At 41.0% G+C, this 22,081-nt stretch carries 23 protein-coding genes; 14 read left to right on the top strand and 9 right to left on the bottom strand.

Annotated features, from left to right (window positions below; genetic code table 11):
• The first annotated feature begins 1,819 nt into the window (after positions 1-1,819).
• On the top strand, positions 1,820-2,065 hold the full coding sequence (locus H6G96_RS13885; RefSeq protein ID WP_190911991.1) for a hypothetical protein: 246 nt from the start codon (positions 1,820-1,822) through the stop codon (positions 2,063-2,065).
• 10 nt (positions 2,066-2,075) lie between these two features.
• Positions 2,076-3,116, top strand: coding sequence for a hypothetical protein (locus H6G96_RS13880; RefSeq protein ID WP_190911990.1), 1,041 nt, complete (start codon positions 2,076-2,078; stop codon positions 3,114-3,116).
• A gap of 99 nt (positions 3,117-3,215) precedes the next feature.
• On the opposite strand, the gene ilvA is transcribed toward H6G96_RS13880, so the two are convergent.
• Complete coding sequence (gene ilvA / locus H6G96_RS13875) at positions 3,216-4,727, bottom strand: threonine ammonia-lyase, biosynthetic (RefSeq protein WP_190911989.1); 1,512 nt, start codon at positions 4,725-4,727, stop codon at positions 3,216-3,218.
• Between the two features lie 397 nt (positions 4,728-5,124).
• Here ilvA and H6G96_RS13870 point away from each other — a divergent pair, with 397 nt between their 5' ends.
• The 3 genes from H6G96_RS13870 (at position 5,125) to H6G96_RS13860 (ending at position 7,293) form a co-directional block, all read left to right on the top strand.
• Complete coding sequence (locus H6G96_RS13870) at positions 5,125-5,427, top strand: RNA-binding protein (protein WP_190911988.1); 303 nt, start codon at positions 5,125-5,127, stop codon at positions 5,425-5,427.
• 46 nt (positions 5,428-5,473) lie between these two features.
• Positions 5,474-6,061 carry a hypothetical protein gene (locus H6G96_RS13865; protein ID WP_347242230.1) on the top strand — a complete coding sequence of 196 codons (588 nt, stop codon included), beginning with the start codon at positions 5,474-5,476 and terminating at the stop codon, positions 6,059-6,061.
• A 251-nt stretch (positions 6,062-6,312) separates the two neighbouring features.
• Entirely contained in the window at positions 6,313-7,293 is a 981-nt protein-coding gene (locus H6G96_RS13860) for an aldo/keto reductase (RefSeq protein ID WP_190911987.1), read from the top strand.
• Between the two features lie 52 nt (positions 7,294-7,345).
• Here the strand turns inward: H6G96_RS13860 and H6G96_RS13855 are convergent, their stop codons facing one another.
• Positions 7,346-8,041 carry a pentapeptide repeat-containing protein gene (locus H6G96_RS13855; protein ID WP_190911986.1) on the bottom strand — a complete coding sequence of 232 codons (696 nt, stop codon included), beginning with the start codon at positions 8,039-8,041 and terminating at the stop codon, positions 7,346-7,348.
• 272 nt (positions 8,042-8,313) lie between these two features.
• Positions 8,314-8,496, bottom strand: coding sequence for a hypothetical protein (locus tag H6G96_RS13850; protein ID WP_190729411.1), 183 nt, complete (start codon positions 8,494-8,496; stop codon positions 8,314-8,316).
• A 283-nt stretch (positions 8,497-8,779) separates the two neighbouring features.
• Between H6G96_RS13850 and H6G96_RS13845 the strand changes: the two genes are divergently transcribed.
• Positions 8,780-8,950: a hypothetical protein gene (locus H6G96_RS13845; RefSeq protein ID WP_190911985.1), complete on the top strand. Its 171-nt coding sequence runs from the start codon at positions 8,780-8,782 to the stop codon at positions 8,948-8,950.
• A 279-nt stretch (positions 8,951-9,229) separates the two neighbouring features.
• Here the strand turns inward: H6G96_RS13845 and H6G96_RS13840 are convergent, their stop codons facing one another.
• Together H6G96_RS13840 and H6G96_RS13835 are read right to left on the bottom strand one after the other, a co-directional pair.
• The gene (locus tag H6G96_RS13840) at positions 9,230-10,054 is read right to left on the bottom strand and encodes an alpha/beta hydrolase (protein ID WP_190911984.1); all 825 of its coding nucleotides are present in this window, start codon (positions 10,052-10,054) and stop codon (positions 9,230-9,232) included.
• Positions 10,055-10,157: 103 nt separating this feature from the next.
• The gene (locus H6G96_RS13835; protein ID WP_190912035.1) at positions 10,158-10,424 is read right to left on the bottom strand and encodes a Precorrin-3B methylase; all 267 of its coding nucleotides are present in this window, start codon (positions 10,422-10,424) and stop codon (positions 10,158-10,160) included.
• Positions 10,425-10,684: 260 nt separating this feature from the next.
• Here H6G96_RS13835 and H6G96_RS13830 point away from each other — a divergent pair, with 260 nt between their 5' ends.
• Positions 10,685-11,527 (top strand): MBL fold metallo-hydrolase, encoded by an 843-nt coding sequence (locus H6G96_RS13830; RefSeq protein WP_242063277.1) that lies wholly within the window; start codon positions 10,685-10,687, stop codon positions 11,525-11,527.
• A gap of 153 nt (positions 11,528-11,680) precedes the next feature.
• Here H6G96_RS13830 and H6G96_RS13825 read toward each other — a convergent pair whose 3' ends face one another.
• Positions 11,681-11,890: a hypothetical protein gene (locus H6G96_RS13825; RefSeq protein ID WP_242063276.1), complete on the bottom strand. Its 210-nt coding sequence runs from the start codon at positions 11,888-11,890 to the stop codon at positions 11,681-11,683.
• A gap of 306 nt (positions 11,891-12,196) precedes the next feature.
• Between H6G96_RS13825 and H6G96_RS13820 the strand changes: the two genes are divergently transcribed.
• From H6G96_RS13820 to H6G96_RS13810, 3 genes are all read left to right on the top strand, one after another.
• Positions 12,197-12,643 (top strand): hypothetical protein, encoded by a 447-nt coding sequence (locus H6G96_RS13820; protein WP_190911982.1) that lies wholly within the window; start codon positions 12,197-12,199, stop codon positions 12,641-12,643.
• Positions 12,644-12,874: 231 nt separating this feature from the next.
• Positions 12,875-13,747 carry a GNAT family N-acetyltransferase gene (locus H6G96_RS13815; RefSeq protein WP_190911981.1) on the top strand — a complete coding sequence of 291 codons (873 nt, stop codon included), beginning with the start codon at positions 12,875-12,877 and terminating at the stop codon, positions 13,745-13,747.
• A gap of 78 nt (positions 13,748-13,825) precedes the next feature.
• On the top strand, positions 13,826-14,701 hold the full coding sequence (locus H6G96_RS13810; protein ID WP_190911980.1) for a GNAT family N-acetyltransferase: 876 nt from the start codon (positions 13,826-13,828) through the stop codon (positions 14,699-14,701).
• Between the two features lie 167 nt (positions 14,702-14,868).
• On the opposite strand, the gene H6G96_RS13805 is transcribed toward H6G96_RS13810, so the two are convergent.
• The 3 genes from H6G96_RS13805 to H6G96_RS13795 form a co-directional block, all read right to left on the bottom strand.
• Positions 14,869-15,402 (bottom strand): hypothetical protein, encoded by a 534-nt coding sequence (locus H6G96_RS13805; protein WP_190911979.1) that lies wholly within the window; start codon positions 15,400-15,402, stop codon positions 14,869-14,871.
• Between the two features lie 177 nt (positions 15,403-15,579).
• Positions 15,580-16,701, bottom strand: coding sequence for an aldo/keto reductase (locus H6G96_RS13800; protein ID WP_190911978.1), 1,122 nt, complete (start codon positions 16,699-16,701; stop codon positions 15,580-15,582).
• A gap of 119 nt (positions 16,702-16,820) precedes the next feature.
• Positions 16,821-17,270 carry a pyridoxamine 5'-phosphate oxidase family protein gene (locus tag H6G96_RS13795; protein ID WP_190911977.1) on the bottom strand — a complete coding sequence of 150 codons (450 nt, stop codon included), beginning with the start codon at positions 17,268-17,270 and terminating at the stop codon, positions 16,821-16,823.
• Positions 17,271-18,048: 778 nt separating this feature from the next.
• Between H6G96_RS13795 and H6G96_RS13790 the strand changes: the two genes are divergently transcribed.
• The 4 genes from H6G96_RS13790 (at position 18,049) to H6G96_RS13775 (ending at position 21,985) form a co-directional block, all read left to right on the top strand.
• Positions 18,049-18,240, top strand: a complete 192-nt coding sequence (locus H6G96_RS13790; RefSeq protein WP_190911976.1) for a bromodomain-containing protein — start codon at positions 18,049-18,051, stop codon at positions 18,238-18,240.
• 181 nt (positions 18,241-18,421) lie between these two features.
• Positions 18,422-18,973 (top strand): alpha/beta hydrolase, encoded by a 552-nt coding sequence (locus H6G96_RS13785; protein WP_190911975.1) that lies wholly within the window; start codon positions 18,422-18,424, stop codon positions 18,971-18,973.
• Between the two features lie 168 nt (positions 18,974-19,141).
• A complete protein-coding gene (locus H6G96_RS13780; protein WP_190729399.1) occupies positions 19,142-19,714 on the top strand; it encodes an HdeD family acid-resistance protein in 573 nt (190 codons plus the stop codon).
• 222 nt (positions 19,715-19,936) lie between these two features.
• Positions 19,937-21,985, top strand: a complete 2,049-nt coding sequence (locus tag H6G96_RS13775; RefSeq protein WP_190911974.1) for a family 10 glycosylhydrolase — start codon at positions 19,937-19,939, stop codon at positions 21,983-21,985.
• The last annotated feature ends 96 nt before the right edge of the window (positions 21,986-22,081 follow it).

Below are 22,081 nucleotides of genomic sequence, written 5' to 3'. Positions count from 1 at the left end.
AAGTCTTTAACGACACAAACAAGAGCTAACCTTCGCAGGGTGAGATTTAAGGTTAGTCTGCGTTATCTTACTTTGCTTATATAGCCGAAAAGCTTGCAAAACTGAAATACTAATAAAATTTTGACTGTAAACAAGCTAAGACAAACTAACTCAATTTGCTCATTTTGTGAAAGTAAGGTATGTGAGAACTCGATGTCGGGGTAAAAATCTCAAAACTACATCTAGTTACACTTACAACACACTCTTTGAAAATTTATCATTCCCAATTCAGATTAAATGAACAGAGATTTAAGTGTCTTTTATTTGCCCATTAAAAGTCAAAACTTAAGGTTGAGAACTGTATTTGGAGTTATCTTAATAAAACTATATTTGAGTAATGTTAAGAAAAACTTTTCTAACTGTTAAGGTTTCATAACATATTGGTTAAGGTTTAGTAGTTACTACGTGTTTTCACGCGCTGATATGCTTCTTTCATCTTTTCAAGAAAGGAAGCATCATTGGGGCAGACTAAAAGAGGCACTGATCCCCCTAATCCCCCTAAAAAGGTGGCAACCGGAATCAAAGTCCCCCGATAATTTGGGGGATTTAGGGGAATCTAGAACGTTTTGTTACTGAGAAGAAAACTTTTTAAACATCCTCTAAATATATAAGTAGATTTTCTCCTCCTGAAACCGCTACCCATTACCTGTAAGGTTGTACAATTTGCTCAAACCCCAAGTTTGATTTTGTACATTTTCACAAAAAAATTTTTCTAGATAACATTCAATAAATAAGTAATACCTTTAACAAAGGTATTTGTACAGACATAGTTCGACTACTTTAATATAGCAATCCGAATTAAAATCTGAGAAAATATCTAGATTCAAAATACGTGCTTTTAAGCTTTTTAATGGTTTTTTTACGAATGATTTAGGATTGAATATTATGGTAAAACATAGCAATTTGATTTGAAAAACAGCATTTATTAAGCTACAAAGTATATTAAATTTATACTGTTTTACTTCAAGCCAGACAAAAAGTGTATAGACAAACCATGCATATTTGAGAGCAAAATCAAAATCAAAGCCTTCCAATTTATAGAGGGATTAAGAAGGATCTAGAACTTTTGATATACACAATAAAACTTTTCAAACACCTTCCCTCTCAGAGGGAGTGGTTGTTGTCTAGATAGGAATCCCGGATTTCTCACCAAATTTATGAAACCCAAGTCCAGAAGCTGTAGGGGCGGGTTCACAAATATGCTTCAATCATTCACGGATATCTCGTGAACCCACCCCTACCGTTTTGTGATAAATGCGGGGAAGGCTTCGTTGAGTATTAGCTTTTCACCATAAGGGAGACGGGTTAGGAGCGCGGAAATTTGATAATGGGCAATTAGATACACTGACAATAACTTGATCTGACAAATAATGGAAGTGATTAAGCTCATCTTATCCCTTTTATAGGAGGGATAACACGAAAGACTGTTAACCATCAACCGTCAACGGCGTCGGAGCGTCTCTCATACCATCTTTAAAAAGAGTAGGTTTTCTCGATGCCTTTTTATAATCATGCACTTCCCTATCCCGAATTTATCTGACGATGGGGATTAAAATCGCTTGTGACGAAGAAATAGTACTAGTGTTTGCTCATAAACAAGTTATATGCTCAGAGAATAGTCAATAGTTAACTATCAAGTTGCTCATCTGCACTTTATGCTAGATGTCAAATTCACTAATTTGAATAAAACTTCTACATAAACACACACTGATGCAGTTTGATTTGCTTGAATAGCTATATTGATAGGACATAGATACGAGAGCAATTCACAATCCTGATTATGGCAAGTAAATTCGTTGATGTTAGAGAATATACTGTCAGGGCGCACAAAAGACAGATTCATACTCGTGTTTTCCAGTTTGTCTGTAAAGAGTGTAACGATCTGACAAAGCGCGAGACTTTCGGGCCTCGACCCTTATATTGTGAGAGATGTCGCCCTCCCCAACCGCCTAAGAAATCACAGCCAACATCTCACAAAGCAAAACCCAGAGCAATGTCTTACAAAAGTGACATCGATTTAAATTGATTGAAGCCTTATGACTCAAAATGGACAATTAGAACCACCTCCAGGCACTTTCCTGTCACCACTGTTGGAATTACGAGACTATTATGCTCGCCTCACAGAAGAGTATGAACGCCTCTTTGTGCAGGCGCGATCGCAGCTGGATCATGTAGAAGCGTTGTTGTCTAACTGGTCTTTTTCAGATGACAGCAATCAGATATCAAGTCTGACGGCGGCTGATGAAACCTCAGATGTTTCCCAAGAAGGCCCTCTGCGGTTTTTATCACCTCTTGATGACATTAACAAAATTAACTTGGCGGAGTCTGTACAGTCAGAACTCGCAGATTCAGACAAGGTTGAGATAGATAATTCCTTTTCTGCTGCTGTTAATACAAAAGAGAGTCAACATTCAACTACATCGCTAGATTCAAAGATCGCCCCAGAGAACAACGATAGTTCAACGAAGGTAGCCGAAATCCCCATGCTACCCCAGTATAATCACGCTGTTTCCCGAATGGAAGCGATAAAACAGCTATTGCAAGAGCAGATAGGGACTGTGTGTCATATCGATTTTATCGTGCGATCGCTCTATGGAGAGTTAGATTCCAATCTATTCAAAGTAGTTAAAGGTAGGGTTCAATCTTCCCTCACCCAAGGCAGAGAAAGGAATTACTGGGTAACTATTCCTGATGAGCCAGGTTGTTATACTCTGGATTTAAGTTTAGTAGCCCCAAGTAAGCGCAATGGTGCTTCTAGGAGCATCAAAAACAAAAATAAGAAGCCTTTCGCACCCCCGACAAAAGCAGTACCGATGCTCAAAGCCTTTGAGGGCCAATTCTTAATTGATGCTCTCACCTCTCTGTTGGAAGAAAATCCAGGTAAAGTTTTCAGCGTTGCTGAAGTCATCGCTGGAATTTACGGAGAACTAGATTCTCAGCAACTTCGAGAGGTCAAAAATAAGGTGCTGAATGAATTATCTAGAGGCTATCGAACAGGCAGATTCTCTAGGGTTCCTAACCAAATCGGCTTCTATACTTGGGACTCCAATATCATATTGGAAGGTAGTTTTCATTAAATTAGGGAGTAGGGAGTAGGGAGTAGGGGATTGGGGCATTGGGTATTGTTATTCTTCTCCCTCCTGCTCCCCCTGCCCTCCTGCTTCTTCCCCACTCCTCTATCCCAAAAACAGCTTGTATGCCGGGTTCTTATTCTCATCCCAATAGCGATAGCCCAGGTCATCGAGAAAAGCTTGCCACTCTTCCATCTCGTGGGGGGGAACCTGGATACCAACAACGATTCGTCCGTAGTCTGACCCGTTGTTGCGGTAGTGAAAAAGACTAATATTCCAATTGGGACTCATGGAAGTAACAAACTTCATCAATGCGCCGGGACGTTCGGGAAACTCAAAACGGTAGAGCAATTCATTGTGAGCAAGAGGAGAATGCCCACCCACCATGTGCCGCAGATGTAATTTAGTTAGTTCGTCGTCCGTTAAATCAAGAGTTTCAAATCCTTGAGCTTCAAAGTTTTCTACCATTTTTGCAGCATCAGCACGATTTTGAATTTGCACACCTACAAAAATATGGGCTGTCTTTTGATCTGCAATGCGATAATTAAACTCGGTAAGATTCCGGTTGCCAATACATTCACAAAACTGGCGAATACTTCCCCGTTCCTCAGGAATTGTAACTGCAAAGATTGCTTCGCGGCGTTCGCCTAACTCTGCACGTTCTGCCACAAAGCGGAGGCGATCAAAATTCATGTTTGCACCACAGGCTACAGCAATTAAGGTTTGTCCCTCGATTTGCTCTCGTTCTGCGTAGGCTTTGGCCGCTGCGATCGCTAATGCACCGGCTGGTTCTAAAATTGATCGCGTATCCTCAAACACGTCTTTAATCGCAGCACAAGTATCGTCTGTATCTACCAGAATGATTTCATCTACATACTGCTGACACAAACGGAAGGTTTCTTCACCTACTTCTCGTACCGCCACACCATCAGCAAATAACCCTACTTGGGACAAGCGTACCCGATGTCCAGCTTTTAGCGATTGAGACATCGCATCAGCATCTACTGGTTCAACGCCAATAATCTTGATTTCGGGACGCAAGCGTTTCACATAAGCCCCAATCCCAGAAATTAATCCGCCCCCTCCAATCGCTACAAAAATCGCATGAATGGGTTGCTGATATTGCCGTAAAATTTCCATCCCAATTGTTCCCTGTCCAGCAATGACATGAGGATCATCAAAAGGATGAATAAACGTCAAACCTTTTTCTATTTCTAATTCACGGGCATAACTATAAGCATCGTCGTAGGTATTTCCATGTAATACGACTGCTCCCCCCCTCATTCTAACTGCGTCCACCTTGACTTGGGGCGTGGTTATTGGCATAACAATAATCGCTTTGGTTCCCAAGCGATTGGCTGCAAGGGCGACTCCTTGAGCATGGTTTCCTGCAGATGCTGCGATTACACCCTGCGCCAATATATCTGGTGGCAATTGCACCATTTTGTTATAAGCGCCCCGCAGTTTAAAGGAAAATACTGACTGCATATCCTCACGTTTCAACAACAGTTGATTATTCAGCCGCGCAGACAAATTTGGGGCATACTCTAGTGGTGTTTCCTGGGCAACATCGTATACACGGGCAGTGAGAATTTGGATGAGGTAGTCACAAAACATGGCTGTCAAGGTGTTAGCAAATGCCGGATGGAAACTAATTTTACGTTACAAGCGATCGCACTGGTTTTATTTAATTGCCCTTTTTTAAAATTTTGAGTGAATAAAATTTACAAATTAATAGTATTGTTTGCAGAGAAATAAGTTCAGTAATTGAATTGTTTAGTGATCTCAAATTCAGCGCGATCGCTGGTAGGTTAATTTTAAACTAGTTTTGTTTACTGTCTGAGTATTTAGATCAACAGAATAAGTATAGTGTTGCTTATGAATATAACTTCTCAATTTATGTTAAAGTATGCGTGAAAGATGAAATTCGGCTGTGTAGTTTGTTTTTATATATAATTGTATTACAGACCTCTCCGGATCTAAATCTCTACACCCCTGATTCTGGAGAGATTCTATGTCAATTTACGTCGGCAACCTATCTTATGAGGTTAAAGAAGATGACCTCCGGCACGTCTTTGCAGAATACGGAACGGTAAAAAATGTTCAATTGCCTATAGACCGAGAAACAGGTCGGATGAGAGGTTTCGGCTTTGTAGAAATGGAATCAGACGCACAAGAAACAGCAGCGATTGAAGCCCTTGATACTGCTGAGTGGATGGGTCGGAGCTTAAAAGTTAATAAAGCTAAACCCAAGACAGACGGAGGTTCCTCTGGCGGTAGACGAGGTGGTGATGGTGGTTCCTTTGGCCGTTATTAAAGTCTAAAGCTAAGAAATTAGCTCTCAAGTCTTGAGGGCAGACAAGGTGTCTGCTTTATTTTTGCTTCGGTTAACTTGTGTTAACGTACTTCCCGTAGATATCGTTTCTGTAATAGGTGTAGTAATCATGAACCCAGAAGCTAAACATATTGTTAGCGAACTAAGGCGTGAGTTCTACTCTAACTTTGTTGCTGCTATGAATATGCAGGTCAGCATAACTGGTACATCTTATAGTAATAATTCACCGATCGCATCTTGGATAGATCATAGGGAGAGACTGAATTATATAAATGTATACGCTTATACAGCACCTGATGAATTTTTCCCATTCCGCCCATTCATTCTTCGACTGGCTATTAACAAGAGTGCTGGTAGAATTACGACGTTCAGAAAAGGACAAGTCTGCCGAGGTCTTAATTTGATGTGGGATTTTGAATTAACTGTACTACCAAAAGAAATCTTAGACTTTCTTCCCTGGATAGTTAACTTAGTTGAGGCTCATGACAAAGGTTCGCTTTTATTGCTACAATCACCACCTCATTCATTTGAATTAGAAGTGCCAGAAGTTGTGTTCTTTAATAACGCATGGACTCAAAAAGCTTGGCTCCTTGCAGCAAATTCGACAATATCCTAATAGTTGGTGCTTCATCTGCTTCTAGCAACCGACTAAAAAAAATATATATGCTTGGGCTTTGTTTGCCCAATAAGTAAAGTAGCAAGCCTACTTTGGAGAATATTCCAAACCTTTGTAAATTTTTAAAACAAAATATGCAATATTGCACGATTGCTAGGAAATTATTTTCATTTGCTTGGTAATTATGCTATTCGTGCGTTAATACCTAATATATGCCTGATAATTAATAAGGCAATCTACAGAGAGCAAAGATGCAGACTCTCGAAAAACTCTTCCTTCCAAGTATGGGCTGTGGGACTTGGGCCTGGGGCAACCAACTGCTTTGGGGATATGACGAAAGTATGGATGACCAGTTGCAAGCCGTCTTTAACCTTTGTGTAAACAACGGTGTAACTTTATTTGATACAGGTGATTCTTACGGAACCGGGAGATTGAATGGTCGCAGTGAGCTACTTCTAGGACAATTCAGCCGAGAATATGTAGGTTTAGGCAAAGACAATATTTGTATTGCGACTAAGCTTGCTGCTTACCCGTGGAGATGGACACGTCAATCAATGGTAAGAGCTTGTAAATCATCTGCCCAACGCTTGGGAAGAAACGTAGATTTGGTACAGATGCATTGGTCTACAGCAAACTATGCTCCTTGGCAAGAGGAAGGGCTGTTAGATGGTCTTGCCGATGTGTATGAGCAAGGACTGGTTAAAGGAGTAGGATTATCCAATTATGGGCCTAAGCGGCTTAAGCAAGTGCAGAAAAAGTTTGCTGAACGAGGCGTTCCTATTACTACTCTGCAAGTTCAATATTCTTTGTTGTCTACATATCCTGTCACCCAATTAAAGCTCAAAGACCTTTGTGATGAGTTGGGAATTAAATTAATTGCTTACAGCCCTCTGGCTTTGGGGCTATTGACAGGGAAATACTCTGAGCAAGGGCCTTTTCCTAAAGGCATCCGAGGCTTGTTGTTTAGACAAATATTACCAGGAATGCGATCGCTTTTGGGATGTTTGCGTGAGGTGGCACAGTCCAGAAACAAAACCATGTCACAGGTCGCAATCAATTGGTGCATCTGTAAAGGAACTATTCCTATCCCTGGAGCAAAGAGCGTGGAACAGGCGAGGGAAAATATTGGTGCGTTGGGTTGGCAATTAGATGCCAGTGAGCTTGCAGAGTTAGATAAGACAGCAGCGAATACAGACAAAAAAATGGTACAAAATATATTTCAAACCAAGTAAATTATACTTGCTTGAGCGAACCGTAGCTAAGTCCAATTACCTCCAGGCGTGCTTATTGTCTAGCAAAAGCCAAGTCACTTTCAATTAATTTGGCACCTGTTAGGTTGGCCCCACTCAAATTGCAGCAGTGAAAATTTGCGCCTCTGAGGTCAGCTAGCGATAAATTAGCTCCTGTTAAATCGGCATTAGTTAGGTTAACTTCACTTAAGTTAGCGCTACTTAAGTTGACTCCCCTCATATCTGCTAGTTGCAGGTCTGCCTTAGTTAAGTTTGCTCTCATTAGATACGCCTTACTCAGGTCAGTTCTGCTTAAATTAGCTTCATTTAGGTCTGCTGCTGTTAAATCAGCTTTACTTAGATTGGCTTGGCTTAGGTTTGCCCAACTCAACTTTGCATAACTTAGGTTAATTTCACTCAGTTTCGCGGATGCAAGTACTGCACACCTCAAATTAGCATTAATAAAATTTCTTTCTCCCATTGCATAACGGCGTAAAATGCCATCAGTTGCTACTCTGTCTAAAACAGCTTTTGATGCGCCTTGGTAACACCATGCAGCTTCTAATAGTTTGGTAACAGTGTTAACAGCTACCTCATCACATTTATCTATTATCACACCATTGCAGCCATCCCACTGACCGTTAAGCATAAAGGCAATCTCATTAGCGGCAGCAATTGAGTCAAAGAGTAGAATAGATTTTTGGTGTCGTTTGAACCAGCTATTCCAACCAATTGAGATCATATTTTTCATTTCTATAAGTTTTGGCGTATTAAATGAGGATTACGGCTCTAACTTTAAGATTTTCATAAACTTTGCTTACTCTACCTCTGGCTTGAATTATTTATTCAAGGTTAGTTCCACCAGCTATCAGCACAAAAGACTGAGCTTCCTTTTTCATTTTGTATGCCAGTTAATGACTGAGCGCTGTACAAAGACCTACAACACTGATGCAGCAGCCCATTTACAGCGCCCAGTCATAAAGGAGTTACAAGTGAACTAAGTACAAATGCAAGAACTAAGTTCTAAGCAGCTGAGTCTGAGCGTTCTATTTGCTGCCGAATGGTTTCAATAGAAGCATTAATACCAGCCAGTCTGGACTCTAAATCATCTCGCATCCAAATCAAGAATTTTAATTTCCGTTCTAAGCCAGCTTTGCGCGAAATGGGTTCGCTTCCATAACAGGTATTACCCCAAAAAGGAAACATAGTTTACCTCTGTATTTAGCTTTTGTAACAGTGCAATAGATTGCACTACTACACTACATTATGGCTAATCACAATCAGACGGGTGTGCGTAACAACCGACCTAAATTGTACGTGCTTAACGAACTTTGCTAAAAGTTATCTATTGAGCCAGCAGCGTTTCCCATACTGCCAGCAACTCTTTCTATCCCTCTTTTAATAAAAAGTTGAAGTGAGGGCGGCACTTCAATTAAAGATAGAAAAATTCTGCCAAATTGGCATTACAAGTTTCTGTTTAGCAGTTTAAATGAGATATCAAGAGAACGCAACAGCCCAAAGGTTACACGAGGAATGGTTTACCCTATGCCTCAGTACCTCCACAAATCGCCAGTTGTTGACTCAACGCTGTAGAACATCTTTTCAGGCAACTTACAGCGCTCGGTCATCGCTTCACTACAACTGGCTATTAATTAACTAGAAAACACATATAGTAAGCGACTTCCAACTAAAAAAATATCCTATCGTGGTGTAGGCAGGGGGCAGGGGGAGAAAGAAAAATATAATCTAAGTAAATGGATAATTTATTTTCTGGAAGTCCCTAATCCGATTTGATTTCTGAATCACTCGTAGAGGTAAGGGACTCTTTATTGGGGATTGGGGACTGGGAAGAAGGAATAAAGGTGTACTGAGTTTTGTTCAAAAATCAAATATGAGTTCTATATCATCAAAAAAATCTATTGCCTATTGCCTCCCTCCACTACTGATTTGCTTTTACAAGCTTAGTAAACTCTTGCAAAGTTTTATGATACTTTTCTTCAGCTATCCAGAATAAGTCATTATGATTTGCCTCTTCAACCCACAAATAAAGTTTTGGAGATATTGCAGCATTAAATAACTTTTCTCCATGAGCAAAAGGAATGATATCATCTGCTTTTCCATGAATCACCAATATTGGGCATTTGACTTTTTTGATATTGTCCAGATTGGGAAATTTATCAAAAGGTAATATCCGAAATGGTACTATTACTTGGAAAGCAGAAATAAACGAACTTTCAAGGATTAAACCAGCTACTGGTTTCCGCATTGCCAGGTTTAGCGCAGAACCACCGCCAACCGAGCGCCCCAAAACTATAATTCTTTCAGGTGATATTTTTAAATTTTGCGTTAAATAATTGTAAGCGCTATTGATATCTTCATATGCGTGACTTTCTGTCGGCTTTCCTTGACTTGTACCATAACCACGATAATCATAAGCAAAGACACTAAAACCCCAGGCGTTTAATTTTTCTAGGATTTGTTTTATCTCTCCTAAATCTTCAGAATTACCATGAGAATAAAGAATAGTATAATCAGCTTGATTGTTCAATAAGTATGTAGCTGATATATTCGTATTTTCTCCGCTTTTTAACTTCAGAATTCCTGGATTATCCTGATAGCTAGAAGGTTTAGACAGAAAAATCATGCTATCTGCACGAAAATATACATATACACCAAAAAATATATAAATAAATATTAAAGATTTAAGCAATCGTTGCCAAGTCAAATCACCAATTAGCAATTTTATGAGTTGCTGTTTTTCCATTAAATTTTATTTTTAGGGTAAAGCTTTTGATTTACAACCAGTAAGAAAAGCCTTTTTTACTGGCTGTAGCTGTGATGTACTGAGATATCATACCCAATAAGGACTATTTTGATTTTCGTGCCGATTTGGGCGGTGTTCGATGTGCGCCAAAGTACTTCTCACTACGGTAGCGCAGCCATACTCGCAACACTTGCGGAATCTGCTCTTTTTGTTCTTTGCTCAGTGTATTGTAAAGGAAGATTGCCCGATCGCGCTCACCCCGACAGGCAGCATTGTTGTGAGCATCCCAATAGCTGCGGGCTACCCGAATCCGCCGACAGACTTCCTTAATTAACGCTTCTCCTGTGAGTGGCTCATCCTGCTTTGACATACTCAGATGCGATAAATTTCTAATGCGATCGTAGCGAGTCAGGCTCATTCTCACAATTACAACCTAAACAAGTCAAACCCGCAAATCGATTTCACTAGACTTTAGACACAGACAGCAAAACTAACTCAGCAATCAAATTCTGTGAAAACATAAATTTGTTCACTCCTAAGTATGGTGATTATTCATCTTTTTTCATCTTTAAAAGAGATTAATGCTCGGTAGAATTATTTATGCGTATTCATCATCTTAATTGCGGTTGTATGTGCCCCATTGGTGGGGCACTCTTCGACGGTTTCAGTCGCGGACTAACAGCTTGTCTCGTCTGTCACTGTCTGCTCATCGAGACGAATCAGGGACTCGTTCTCATAGATACAGGCTTTGGTCAGCGCGATATTCAAGCGCCATTATCAAGACTCAGCCCCTTCTTCATGAATTTGAATCGGATCAAATTTGAAGAAAAATACACGGCGGTTGCGGCTATTGAGAGGCTTGGTTTAAATCCGCGTGATGTTCGCCACATAGTGCTTACTCACCTTGATTTTGACCATGCAGGCGGGTTGGAAGATTTTCCCGAAGCAACCGTGCATGTAATGCTTAGTGAGATTGAAGCAGCCAAGGAACGGCACGGCTTTGTCTCATCTCGACGTTACCGCCCTGGGCAGTGGGATGAAGTAAAAAATTGGAAGTATTATTCGGCTGGTGGTGAACCTTGGTTCGGCTTTGAGGCAGTACGTAACCTCGAAGGACTACCGCCCGAAATTCTCCTGATACCGCTTGTCGGTCACACACGGGGTCATGCAGGTATCGCTATTGAGACATCTGAAGGCTGGCTCTTACATGCAGGCGATGCTTACTTTTACCGACACGAAGTCGGCTCTCCTAAACGAGTTTGTACACCTGCTCTACGTGCCTACCAATCGTTCATGGAGGTAGACCGCAAGGCTCGACTTTATAATCAAGATAAGTTGCGTGCGTTATCGCTCGACCACAGTAGTGAAGTACGCCTCTTTTGTAGCCATGATGCTATCGAGTTCAAAACCTTCGCTGACCAAGATAATTCGCAATTGCAGAAAGACAATTCGCCCTCAACAGCCTCAAATTAGCTCAAAAACTCAATGCATCTCAACGGAATTATGCGGTTTTCAAGGTTCGGCTGAGATGCGTTGATCAGTTTTAACATACTCACCTCAAAGTAAAATATCTTACTTAAGCTTGTCAAGCTTTTAATACCTGCTCAAGTTTATTTCAATAAGCAGTTAAGCATATTGCTTTCCCAAAATGCTTGATTGCTTTCTCATTTCAGTAGATTTAGCAAGCAAAAAGACATATTGCTTTCTCAAAATGCTTGATTGCTTTCTGATTTCAGTAGATTCAGCAAGCAAAAAGCCATATTGCTTTCTCAAAATGCTTGATTGCTTTCTGATTTCAGTAGATTCAGCAAGCAAAAAGACATATTGCTTTCTCAAAAGCTTAATTGCTTTTTCATTTCGGTATATCGCGCATTCATTTCAGTAGATTCAGCAAGCAAAAAGACATATTGCTTTCTCAAAATGCTTAATTGCTTTCTCATTTCGGTAGATTTAGCAAGCAAAAAGACATATTGCTTTCTCAAAAGCTTAATTGCTTTCTCATTTCGGTATATCGCGCATTCATGACAACATTGCAATGTAACAAAAACCATTGGATAATTGCCGGAGTTCTCTCAAGCTGATCAATACGAAAGTTCTTTAGAGTAAAGAATATTAACCGTATTGGATTACAAGGTTCAGATCATGGCTCGGAGAAAGAGAACGTCTCAGGTATTAGAAAAAGCAGCGCGTCGTGCTGCTGGCATCAATTCAATTGATCCGAATTTAAATGTTGGCAATGGACTCACCCTACCAGCCTTCTCAACCCTAATTGAGACGATGCGAACTAGAGAACATTTATACAACACTGCTCTTTCCAATCTCGATAAGTTATACCATGAAATGCTCGAAACAGAGCGCGAGTTGGCAGATATGGCAGAGCATATGCTGTTGGGTGTTGCTACTCAATATGGTAAAAGCAGTGTGGAGTATGGCATGGCGGGAGGTGTTCCTAAAAACCAACGCCACAAGAAACTGCGAGGTGAGTCACCAGTTCCCAGTTCACAGCAACCGTCATTCATTGCCAGTGTGAACGGTAACGGCAGCAAAAATGGCAGCCAGAATGGAAACAAAGCAGCAGCGACAAGTTAGCTTAAGCATTTTTCTTTTGAGAATCGCTATAGCCTGACGCTTCATTAAAAATTATTCTGATTTATAGGAGTGATAAAGAAGGCGATCGCGCTAACACTTTCAATTCAAATGTACTACGTCACCTTACAATCACTCCTATTTTACAAAAAAGACGTATCAATAATCTATTAATCTACCAGGAGTAAATAAGATAAAATTCGGTAAACTGAATTGGACACTCAGGAGTTTTTTGTGCTTACTTTGAGAACCCTGCAACCTGGAGATGAAGTATCGCTGGAAGCATTTCTCTTGCAACACGCTAATACTTCTATGTTTTTGCGCTCTAATTGGCGAGCTGCGGGACTGCTTGATAAAGGTGCAAGATTTCAAGGAACTTATATAGCGGCCTACATAGATGAAACTATAGTGGCAGTTGCAGCCCACTTTTGGAATGGGATGCTCGTAGTCCAAGCTCCTGTACATTTGCTAGAGGTGGTACAAGCAGTTGTGGCACAATCTGGACGTGCTATTTCTGGAATTAGTGGTCCAGCAGCACAAGTCGAAGCGACAAAAAGCATTTTGGGACTTAGCAACCGACCAACTCAGCTTGATGAACCTGAAATATTGTTTTCTCTAGCGCTACAAGACTTACAAATACCTGAAGCTTTAGCATCGGCAAAGGTGCAGTGTCGTTTGCCATATCCAGAAGAGTTGGAATTACTCACTGAATGGTGCGTTGCTTATAATGTGGAAACTTTAGGAAAAACGGATACTCTTAGTTTAAGACCTGATTGCCGTCTGGTAATTGAAGCGCGTCAAGATATGGCTATGCATTGGGTTTTAGTGGCAGGAGATACCCCAGTTTCCTACTCTGCTTTCAATGCCAGTCTACCTGATATTGTGCAAATTGGTGGAGTGTGGACACCGCCAGCGCTGCGGGGTAAAGGCTATGCTAAAAGTGTAGTAGCAGGTTCGTTGTTAGATGCGCGATCGCTTTTAGTAAAACGTGCCATCCTATTTACAGGTGATAATAACCAAGCAGCCCAAGCCGTTTATCGAGGAATTGGCTTTTTGCCTACTGGTGAGAAGTATGGCTTAGTATTATTTGACGAGACTCAGGCTTGAGAAATATTGGTTCGCTTTTTTGAATTTGCTGGAATTAGTTTTGTAGTATAGACTGTAATTAATAGTAATACTCTAAATATGAGCCAGTATTGTTTTAAACAGTCGTTCTCTGCTGAACCCAGCATAAGCGATAAACTTTTTGATTTAATGGAAGTCACATTTCCCGGACTCAGAAGTTTAGCAGAATGTGCAAGAAAACTAGGTGCATCTTGGGAAACAGCTTCAACTCCGTTTATTCGCTTTCATGATGATATAGCTATTACCCATGTGGGAGTGTTAGAAATTCCCATGCAAATTATGGGACAAAAGCTCACTGTCGGAGGAGTTCATGGAGTAGCTACCCGTGCAGAATTTCGCAGGAGAGGGTATTACCGCGAAGTGATGGAGGAAGTGCTAGGATATTGCGATCGCATTTACGAAACCTTAGTACTGACAACACCACAACCAGAGTTTTATTTACCTTTTGGCTTTCGTGTTGTCGAAGAACACATCTTCAAGGTTAAGTGTAACTCCACAGGTAGCACTGATAGCTTCAGAACACTGAATTTTACAGATACCAAAGATTACACATTGCTACACAGACTATTAGAAACACGCGCCCCTGTTTCTAATATCGTTGGCGTAGTCAAGGAAAAACCTGTGTTCTGCGTCAATGAAGGAAGTCGTACTTTATACTACGCAGAAGATTTAGATTTAATCGCCTGCATGGAGATAGAAGATACCCGACTTCATCTTTTTGATCTAGTTACACCGCAGATATGCTCTTTAAACAATATTCTTGCTAAGATACCTCAACCCATTGAAGAAGTCGTGATTTACTTTAGTCCAGAACTTCTCGATGTCAAAGATGTGCAATCATTCCCCCACCTATTTGATGAAACTGTGCTGATGGTTCGTGGTAGATTTGCAGCTGAGGGGGAGAAATTTATGCTGCCTCGTTCTGCAAGGTGTTGAGTTAGATTAGCTTTTTTTGAAACTTAATCAAAAAATTGCATATTCAAAACTCACAAATTTTGACTTAGGTGATTTCTGATAAAGAATATACCCAGGTTGATGAGTTTCGACTTCTCTGCGAGACGTCGAAACCAACGGCGATGTTAGATTTATTAACAGAAATTGCCTTAATTTCCGATAAGTTTACTGTTTTGTGAATAGTCTGTATAGCCTTGAATATTCTCTGGTTCAAATTGACGCACTATACGCGTAGCTTCGCGTGTTAAATTCCGATTTCCAGTAACTACAATTAGGTATTTGCCATCATTCAAACGGTTACGATAGGGTAAAGCATCGCCACTGCCAACTGTTAAGCCAACTCCTCGACCGATTAAAGTAGCGCCTAGCGCAGCAGATATCGCGCCTAAAATACCAGCAAGAATTTCATTGCCAAATCGAGTAATCTGGGGAAATATTTCAATTGCTGTGAGATAGTTGAAGGCAGCACCTGCAACAAATCCAAAGGGCACAAGCCACCATAAAAGCCGAGTTGATTGTTTGCGGGCTTGCTTGTCGGGATCAATTAGTCCAAATTCATCAGCACTTAAATAACCATTGCCCAAAATATTAATTTGTGAAGTTGGCAAACCTGCTTTTTCTAGAGCAGAGTAGGCGGCTTCTGCTTGTATTCGATCTGGTAAAACTGCAACAAGGTAATTCATAAGACCTCGGTGAAAATATGAAAAATGAGGTAAACAATATGTAGACACATTACTAACGTCTACATACAAATTCAAAATCGATTAAAACTGATACTCGCACCTTATCTGAATCTAGACCAACATCCTGCTGAGAGTGAGTGTTAATCAGGGGGCATTGGGTTTACTTGTCCCCTCATCTCATGTTTGCACTTGGCTTTGAGGTGGAAAGCCATGCTGGATTCTGCCTTCATCGCCATCAAACTTCATAGAGGTTTTGAAGAGTTCAAAACGCCCATCGGTAGCATATTGAAGGCAGCGATCGCGTAACGCTTGCATTTCTTTTGCCTGCATCGGTTGAAAACTACGAGCGATCGCTAAATTTTGCCGCAGTACTTCCAGCGAATCAATACCGCTAACAAGTGTAGCGATCGGTAAACTCATGACATAGCGGATGGCTTCTTGGGGAGTTACCACACCTTTTTTTACTGCATCAGCATTCCCACTGAGACTTTTCATCGCAATTACGGCAATTCCCCGTTTATTGAGTTCCGGTAGTACTTGCCGTTCAAAGCTTCTAAAACTAGCATCAAAACAATTAAGCGGCAATTGCACTGCATCGAATGGGTAATTATAGGAGAGCATTTTTAGATGAATAGCAGGGTCTTTGTGACCCGTAAAGCCAACGAATCTGACTTTACCTTCTTTTTTTGCCTGATCCAGAGCTTCAATTGCCCCATTAGCACGAAAAATCCTTTCTGGATCGTTGTCGTAAACAACTTCGTGGATTTGCCACAAGTCTAGGTAGTCGGTTTTGAGACGACGTAGGGATTCTTCAAGTTGCTGCATTGCTACTTTGCGATCGCGTCCGTGGGTGCAAACCTTCGTCATCAAAAAAGCCTTGTCTCGTCGCCCTTGCAACGCCTCTCCCATCCACTCTTCACTACGATGCTTGTTATACTCCCAAGCGTTATCCATGAAAGTGATACCGTTGTCAATAGCTTCGTGGGTGATGCGAATCGCTTCTTCTTTGCTCTTTGCTTGCCCTAAAGTTGCACCCCCAAGTGCGATCGCCGACACTTTTACCCCTGTTTTTCCCAGTGGACGGAGAGGAATTTCACCAGTATTTGTGCTGTTGGCTGGAGTTGCAGATAATGCTGGAACTTCTGCCGCTTCCACCTCAGAATTGGCATTGAGGATGTGATCAGCAAAAATTGCCCCTGCGCCAGCACCGATAAAGCCTATTCCTTTTAAAAAATTTCGCCGCTTTATCTCTAAAGGTAGATACTTTTGGGCATAATTATCATCCTTTTTATCTGTCATTGATTTTTCTTAATTAAAAATATTTAACGTTTGCCAATTTCGCCTACTAATTACACGTTTGAAAATAATTAGTAACTAGCAAGTGATTTTTTTAATTACTAGTTACTAATTACTAATGACTAATTATTTAAATTAATTGTTTGTGGCTTGAAGCTGGATGCACTATCCCAATAATTAATTTGGTTAATATTCACCTTAAGCAAAGCAATATCGGGTTCGTCCAGTCCTTTAGGAAACCAGGTTTGAAGTTCCGGCTTCCATAACTCTCGCATTTTGTTGCGGTCTTTGACGAGTTGCGATATACCTGAGATAGAAACATATCGCTGCTGTTCTGGTGACGAAAAACTAACATTTACCTGCTCATGATGTTCAATCTCAGTCACCTTATGAGAACCAGCATAAGTAAAGAACCAGAGCGTGGGTTCAGAGTTAATCTCACCACTTTTTGACATCGGGTAACTATGTAAACTGCCATCATCATCGACTGTGGTAAACATACCATAATCAATATCTTTGATTAATTCATGCAGCTTTTTAATCTGTTGATCGCGGTCTGTAGAAATTGTCATTGTTTGCACTCTTTTCTCTATTTGCTTTTCCTAGCCTGGAATTTTGATTACAACCAGGTTGAATGCTGGTAAAGTTATTTTTCAGTATTAACCTTTTTTGTTTTAATTGCGTGAGTCTACAGATGGAGTTATCCTAAAATTAGCTTTTTTAGTTATATCTATAGAGATATTGGTTGAGAGTGACTGTTCTATGCATACATAATTTTTAGGCATAGCAAAGTCAGTTTTGGCTTACTTCTTTAGACAGAACTTTTATAAATTTTGAATTATAGCAGTCCTAAATCATTTGTGAAAATTATATGTCTCTTTGTTCTTTCTTCCCTTTGCGTCTTTCTCTAACGAGACGCTACGCCTTGGCGGAAGCCTCTCGCAGAGAAGGCGTTCTTCTCTAACGAGACGCTGCGCGATGGCGGTTCGTTCCATTATCTATATTTTTCACAACTCAGATAGGATTGCTATACATTCAAACTGTCTCTATAACTTTAGGGTGATGAATCTAGCAACTGTAAAATTTTATATGACACCCAGCAGCGATCGCAGATGATGGCAAGAGTTATTATATATATATTTGCGATATTTGCGATCGCCACTCATTAATTGTTCTTGGCGTGTTAATCTACCAAGTTCTGTTCAATAGAGTATTCTTGGCTCAAAAATTACATTAAATTTGTACCCTCAGAATGAGCCTCTTCAACCTATAGTAGGAGTGTCATGTTCCGTTAAGCGCCTACTATGAAGAACTAGGAAATCAAATTGCAGTATATCTGCTTTTAAAATTATGGACTTGAAGTACAAGTGGAAAAATGGCTATCGACCAAGCCGAGATGAAGCGGTAAAAAATCCTCATTTGTTAGATGAGAGCCAGTTCGATAACGAGCAAGACCGAAAGCTAGCTGAAGAATCTGCAAGAAAGCATTTGGGTATACCAGCACCAACCTTAGACGAAGATAAGCCAATACTACCTCATTAGCTTTGCCTAACTAAAAGGCTTAATAACACCATTTCCAATAATCTTTGCAACAAATTGGCTGTAGGGACGTCTAGTTGTACGTCCCTAATCATGTGTCTGTAGCAAAAATTTCGTGGAATAATATAACGTTTAGGCACTTTGTGCCTATGTATCCTCCGCACCATTATTAAAGTTAGAAAAAATGCAAATTTATCAACTTATCAATCGATTAAACAATAGTAAATTCGGTAAGTTACTCACTCAAACAGTAGCTTTAGGCGTAGGTACTATTGTTCTTCTCTCAAGCACTAATGCTAATGCTGCTGAACAAGTGATTTTAAGGTATGGTACTTTTCAAGGGCAAATATCTGTTGAAGAATTAACTCAGTTTGCAGAAACTGGCAAGACTACCCCGACATTAAGAGCTTATTTACAAGCGGCACAGCAAGACCCCGCAGTAGCTCGTAAGGCGTTGAAAGCTTCGATAAAGGCCGATCCTGCCTTTTTAAATAGCTTACTGTCTAGCTGGGCAGGGCCAGTTTTAGTTGATCAAATTGGTCAAGTAGTTCACCCTCCCGCAGGACAACTAGATCAGCAGGCGCTGCGAACTGCTTTAAGTTCATCTATTGAACAAGATGGTGAAGTTACACTGCTTGGAGCCATTCAGAATTATCCAAATACTTCTGTTGAACTTAAAGGAGATCGTCTCATCGCTGTTTATGAACGCTTAAGCAATCTTGCAAAACTCTTATGAGGGTTATCTCATCAGATGACTGGTTTGGTGTTTCAATAGTCGTAAATTCTTAATAATGATCAGCATTAAGTTAATACTGATGAGTCTATCTTAGGGTTCATACTCTGTTACTTAGAAATTCCCTAATCTAAATGTAGAGTTTAGTTTAAAAATAGGGAAAAGATTTGTATGACAGCCGATGTTTCTAGAGATATTAAGAAGGATGTTAATGGGTCACTGATAAGTGGTGTTCTTTTGAGTATTTTTGGGGTTGTTGCGATCGCAGCGCCTAGTCTCTCGACCTTATTTACCGAGACTTGGATTGCAGTAATTTTGATTTTCGCCGGATTTACAAAACTAGTTTATGCTACTCAAACCCGCCACCAAGGAGGTTTTATTTGGAAACTTCTCTTAAGCGGACTTTATATTGCAACAGGTATAATGCTGTTTGTTTATCCTTATACAGGTATTCTCACACTAACTTTGTTGCTTGGCAGCTTTTTGCTGGCTGAAGGTACATTCGAGTTAATTCTGGCATTCAAGTTACGTCCGCAAAATAACTGGACATGGATACTAGGTGATGGCATTATTACCCTAGTCTTAGGTGCAATGATTTGGTTCCAGTGGCCTTTCAATGCCCCCTGGCTTCTTGGCACACTAGTTGGTGTCAGCGTTATTTTCACTGGCGTTTCCCGCGTCATGCTATCGTTAAACGCGCGTTCTACCTCAAATCCTCCTGAGCAAGCTGCAAATCCTACTTAGTACATAGGAGTGGGGGAAGAGGCAGGGGAGCAGGGGGCAGGGAGCAGGGAGCAGGGGGAGCAAGGAAAATAATAACCACTGCCAATGCCCAATGCCCCATGCCTAATGCCCAAACAAACTTAAGTAGTGAAAGTTTACTAAGACATTGCAGCAGCGATCGCTCGGATATATTGCTAAATTAACTAAGGAATTAAAATCAAGGCCAGCTAGCTGCAATCAACAATGGTATCAATTGCTATTCCCTTCTCGGATATTCAAAACCATTGGGCACGCTTATTTATTACAGCCTTAGCCCAACGTGGTATTGTCAGTGGATTGCCTAACGGCACTTATCGTCCCGATAACTCACTCACTCGCGCTGAATTTGCCGCCATCATCGCTAAGGCATTCCCGACAGTTACCAAGAAACGGCAGTATATTCCCTTTGTTGATGTACCAACTGATTATTGGGCAGCCGCCGCCATTAAAAACGCTTACGAAAAAGCATTTATTAGCGGGTTTCCTGATAAAAGTTTCCGTTTTGCTAACCGAATTACAAGGGTAGAAGTTTTAGTTTCTTTGGTAGCAGGCTTAGAAATTGCCACCAAGGTAAAACCTGACCTCCTCTCAGCACTCCCACAAATTTATCAAGATTCTGTTCAAATTCCTGGGTATGGTATAAATCAGGTAGCTATTGCCACCAGAGCTGGATTAGTGGTTAGTTTTCCCAATATAAAATTACTCAGTCCCAATGTCGCAGCCACCCGTGCAGATGTGGCAGTGATTATTTATCAAGCTTTGGTGTATTTAGGTGAGGCAGAAAAAATTACCTCTAGTTACCTAGTGCAGCCGCCAACGCCAACGCCCACACCAACACCGACACCAACGCCCACACCTGTCGGTAGCGTTAAGGTAAATCATAGTCGGGAATTTCGGGGGGCATGGGTAGCGTCAGTGTGGTATAGTAATTGGCCTTCCAAGGCAGGACTTTCTGTTGCCCAACAAAAAGCTGAACTCAGCGAGATTATTAGTAAATTACAAGCGCTAAACTTCAATGCCCTCATCTTCCAGGTGCGACCAGAGGGAGACGCTTTATATGAATCCCAATTAGAGCCTTGGAGTGCCTGGATTACAGGAACTCAGGGGAAAGCACCAGAACCATTTTATGATCCTTTAGCCTTTGCGATCGCAGAATGTCACAAGCGCAATATTGAACTTCATGCTTGGTTTAATCCCTACCGCGCTAGCACTTCCACCAACCCAGCTAAAACAGTCCGTCCCCACATAGCAGCTACCAATCCAGAAAGCGTTTATTTGTGGAAAACTCAACGTTGGATGGATCCAGGACTGAAAATAGTTCAAGATAGAGCTTACAACGTAATTCTTGATGTAGTGAAGCGCTACGATGTTGATGGCATTCACTTAGATGATTATTTCTATCCATATCCCATCGAGGGACAGTCTTTCCCCGATGACAAAACTTATGCTGCATATAAAGCAGCTGGTGGTACACTCAGCCTTGGCGACTGGCGACGAGACAATGTTAACAAAATGGTACAGCGCCTTTGGCAGGGAATTAAAACAACCAAATCCGACGTAAAATTTGGTATCAGTCCCTTTGGGATTTATCGCCCCGGACAACCAGCTGGTATTACTGGGTTGGATGCTTACAATGTGCTGTATGCTGACGCGAAGAAATGGTTAGAAGAAGGCTGGATTGATTATATTGCCCCTCAACTTTACTGGCGTACAGACCAACCACAACAAAGTTATTCGGTGTTGCTACAGTGGTGGACACAGATAAATACAAAGCAAAGACACGTTTACGCTGGTAACAATCTGACAGAACCAAGCAACAAAAGTCGAGAGAGTGATGAGATTGAAAAGCAGGTGAAAATTAGTCGTAGCCAAGCTGGAAGGTTGTCACTAGGGAATATCTTCTTTAATGTCGGTGTTTTGACGGAAAATAGTCAAGGCATTGCTGATAAATTCCAAAGTCTGCTTTATAACAAACCTGCGCTAGCTCCAACTTTGTCTTGGCAGGATACAAAACCGCCCTCTCCACCTATTGAACTACAAGTTAATAACCGCAAACTAAGTTGGCAGCCTGGAGATAATCAGCCAGTTCGTTCTTGGACACTTTATCGGCAAACTGGCGATACTTGGACAATTCAGCAAATTTTGTCTGCTGGCACAACCTTCGCTACCGTCCAACAAGCGGGAACTTATGCCGTGTGTGCGGTTGATAGATTGGCGAATGAGAGTCTAGGAACTGTTATTACAGTTAGTTAAACCAAAGTGCTATCTATGAGTGCGTAGGCGCAGCCCGTCGTAGACATCGCTACTATGCTTTCTCTCTACGAGATGGTGCGCGTTGGCAAAGCCGCT

Origin of the sequence: Nostoc sp. FACHB-892 (assembly GCF_014698795.1) — a bacterium.
Lineage (GTDB): Bacteria > Cyanobacteriota > Cyanobacteriia > Cyanobacteriales > Nostocaceae > Nostoc.
Note: the sequence above shows the minus strand (reverse complement) of the source record. Positions and strands in the feature narration are given on the sequence as shown.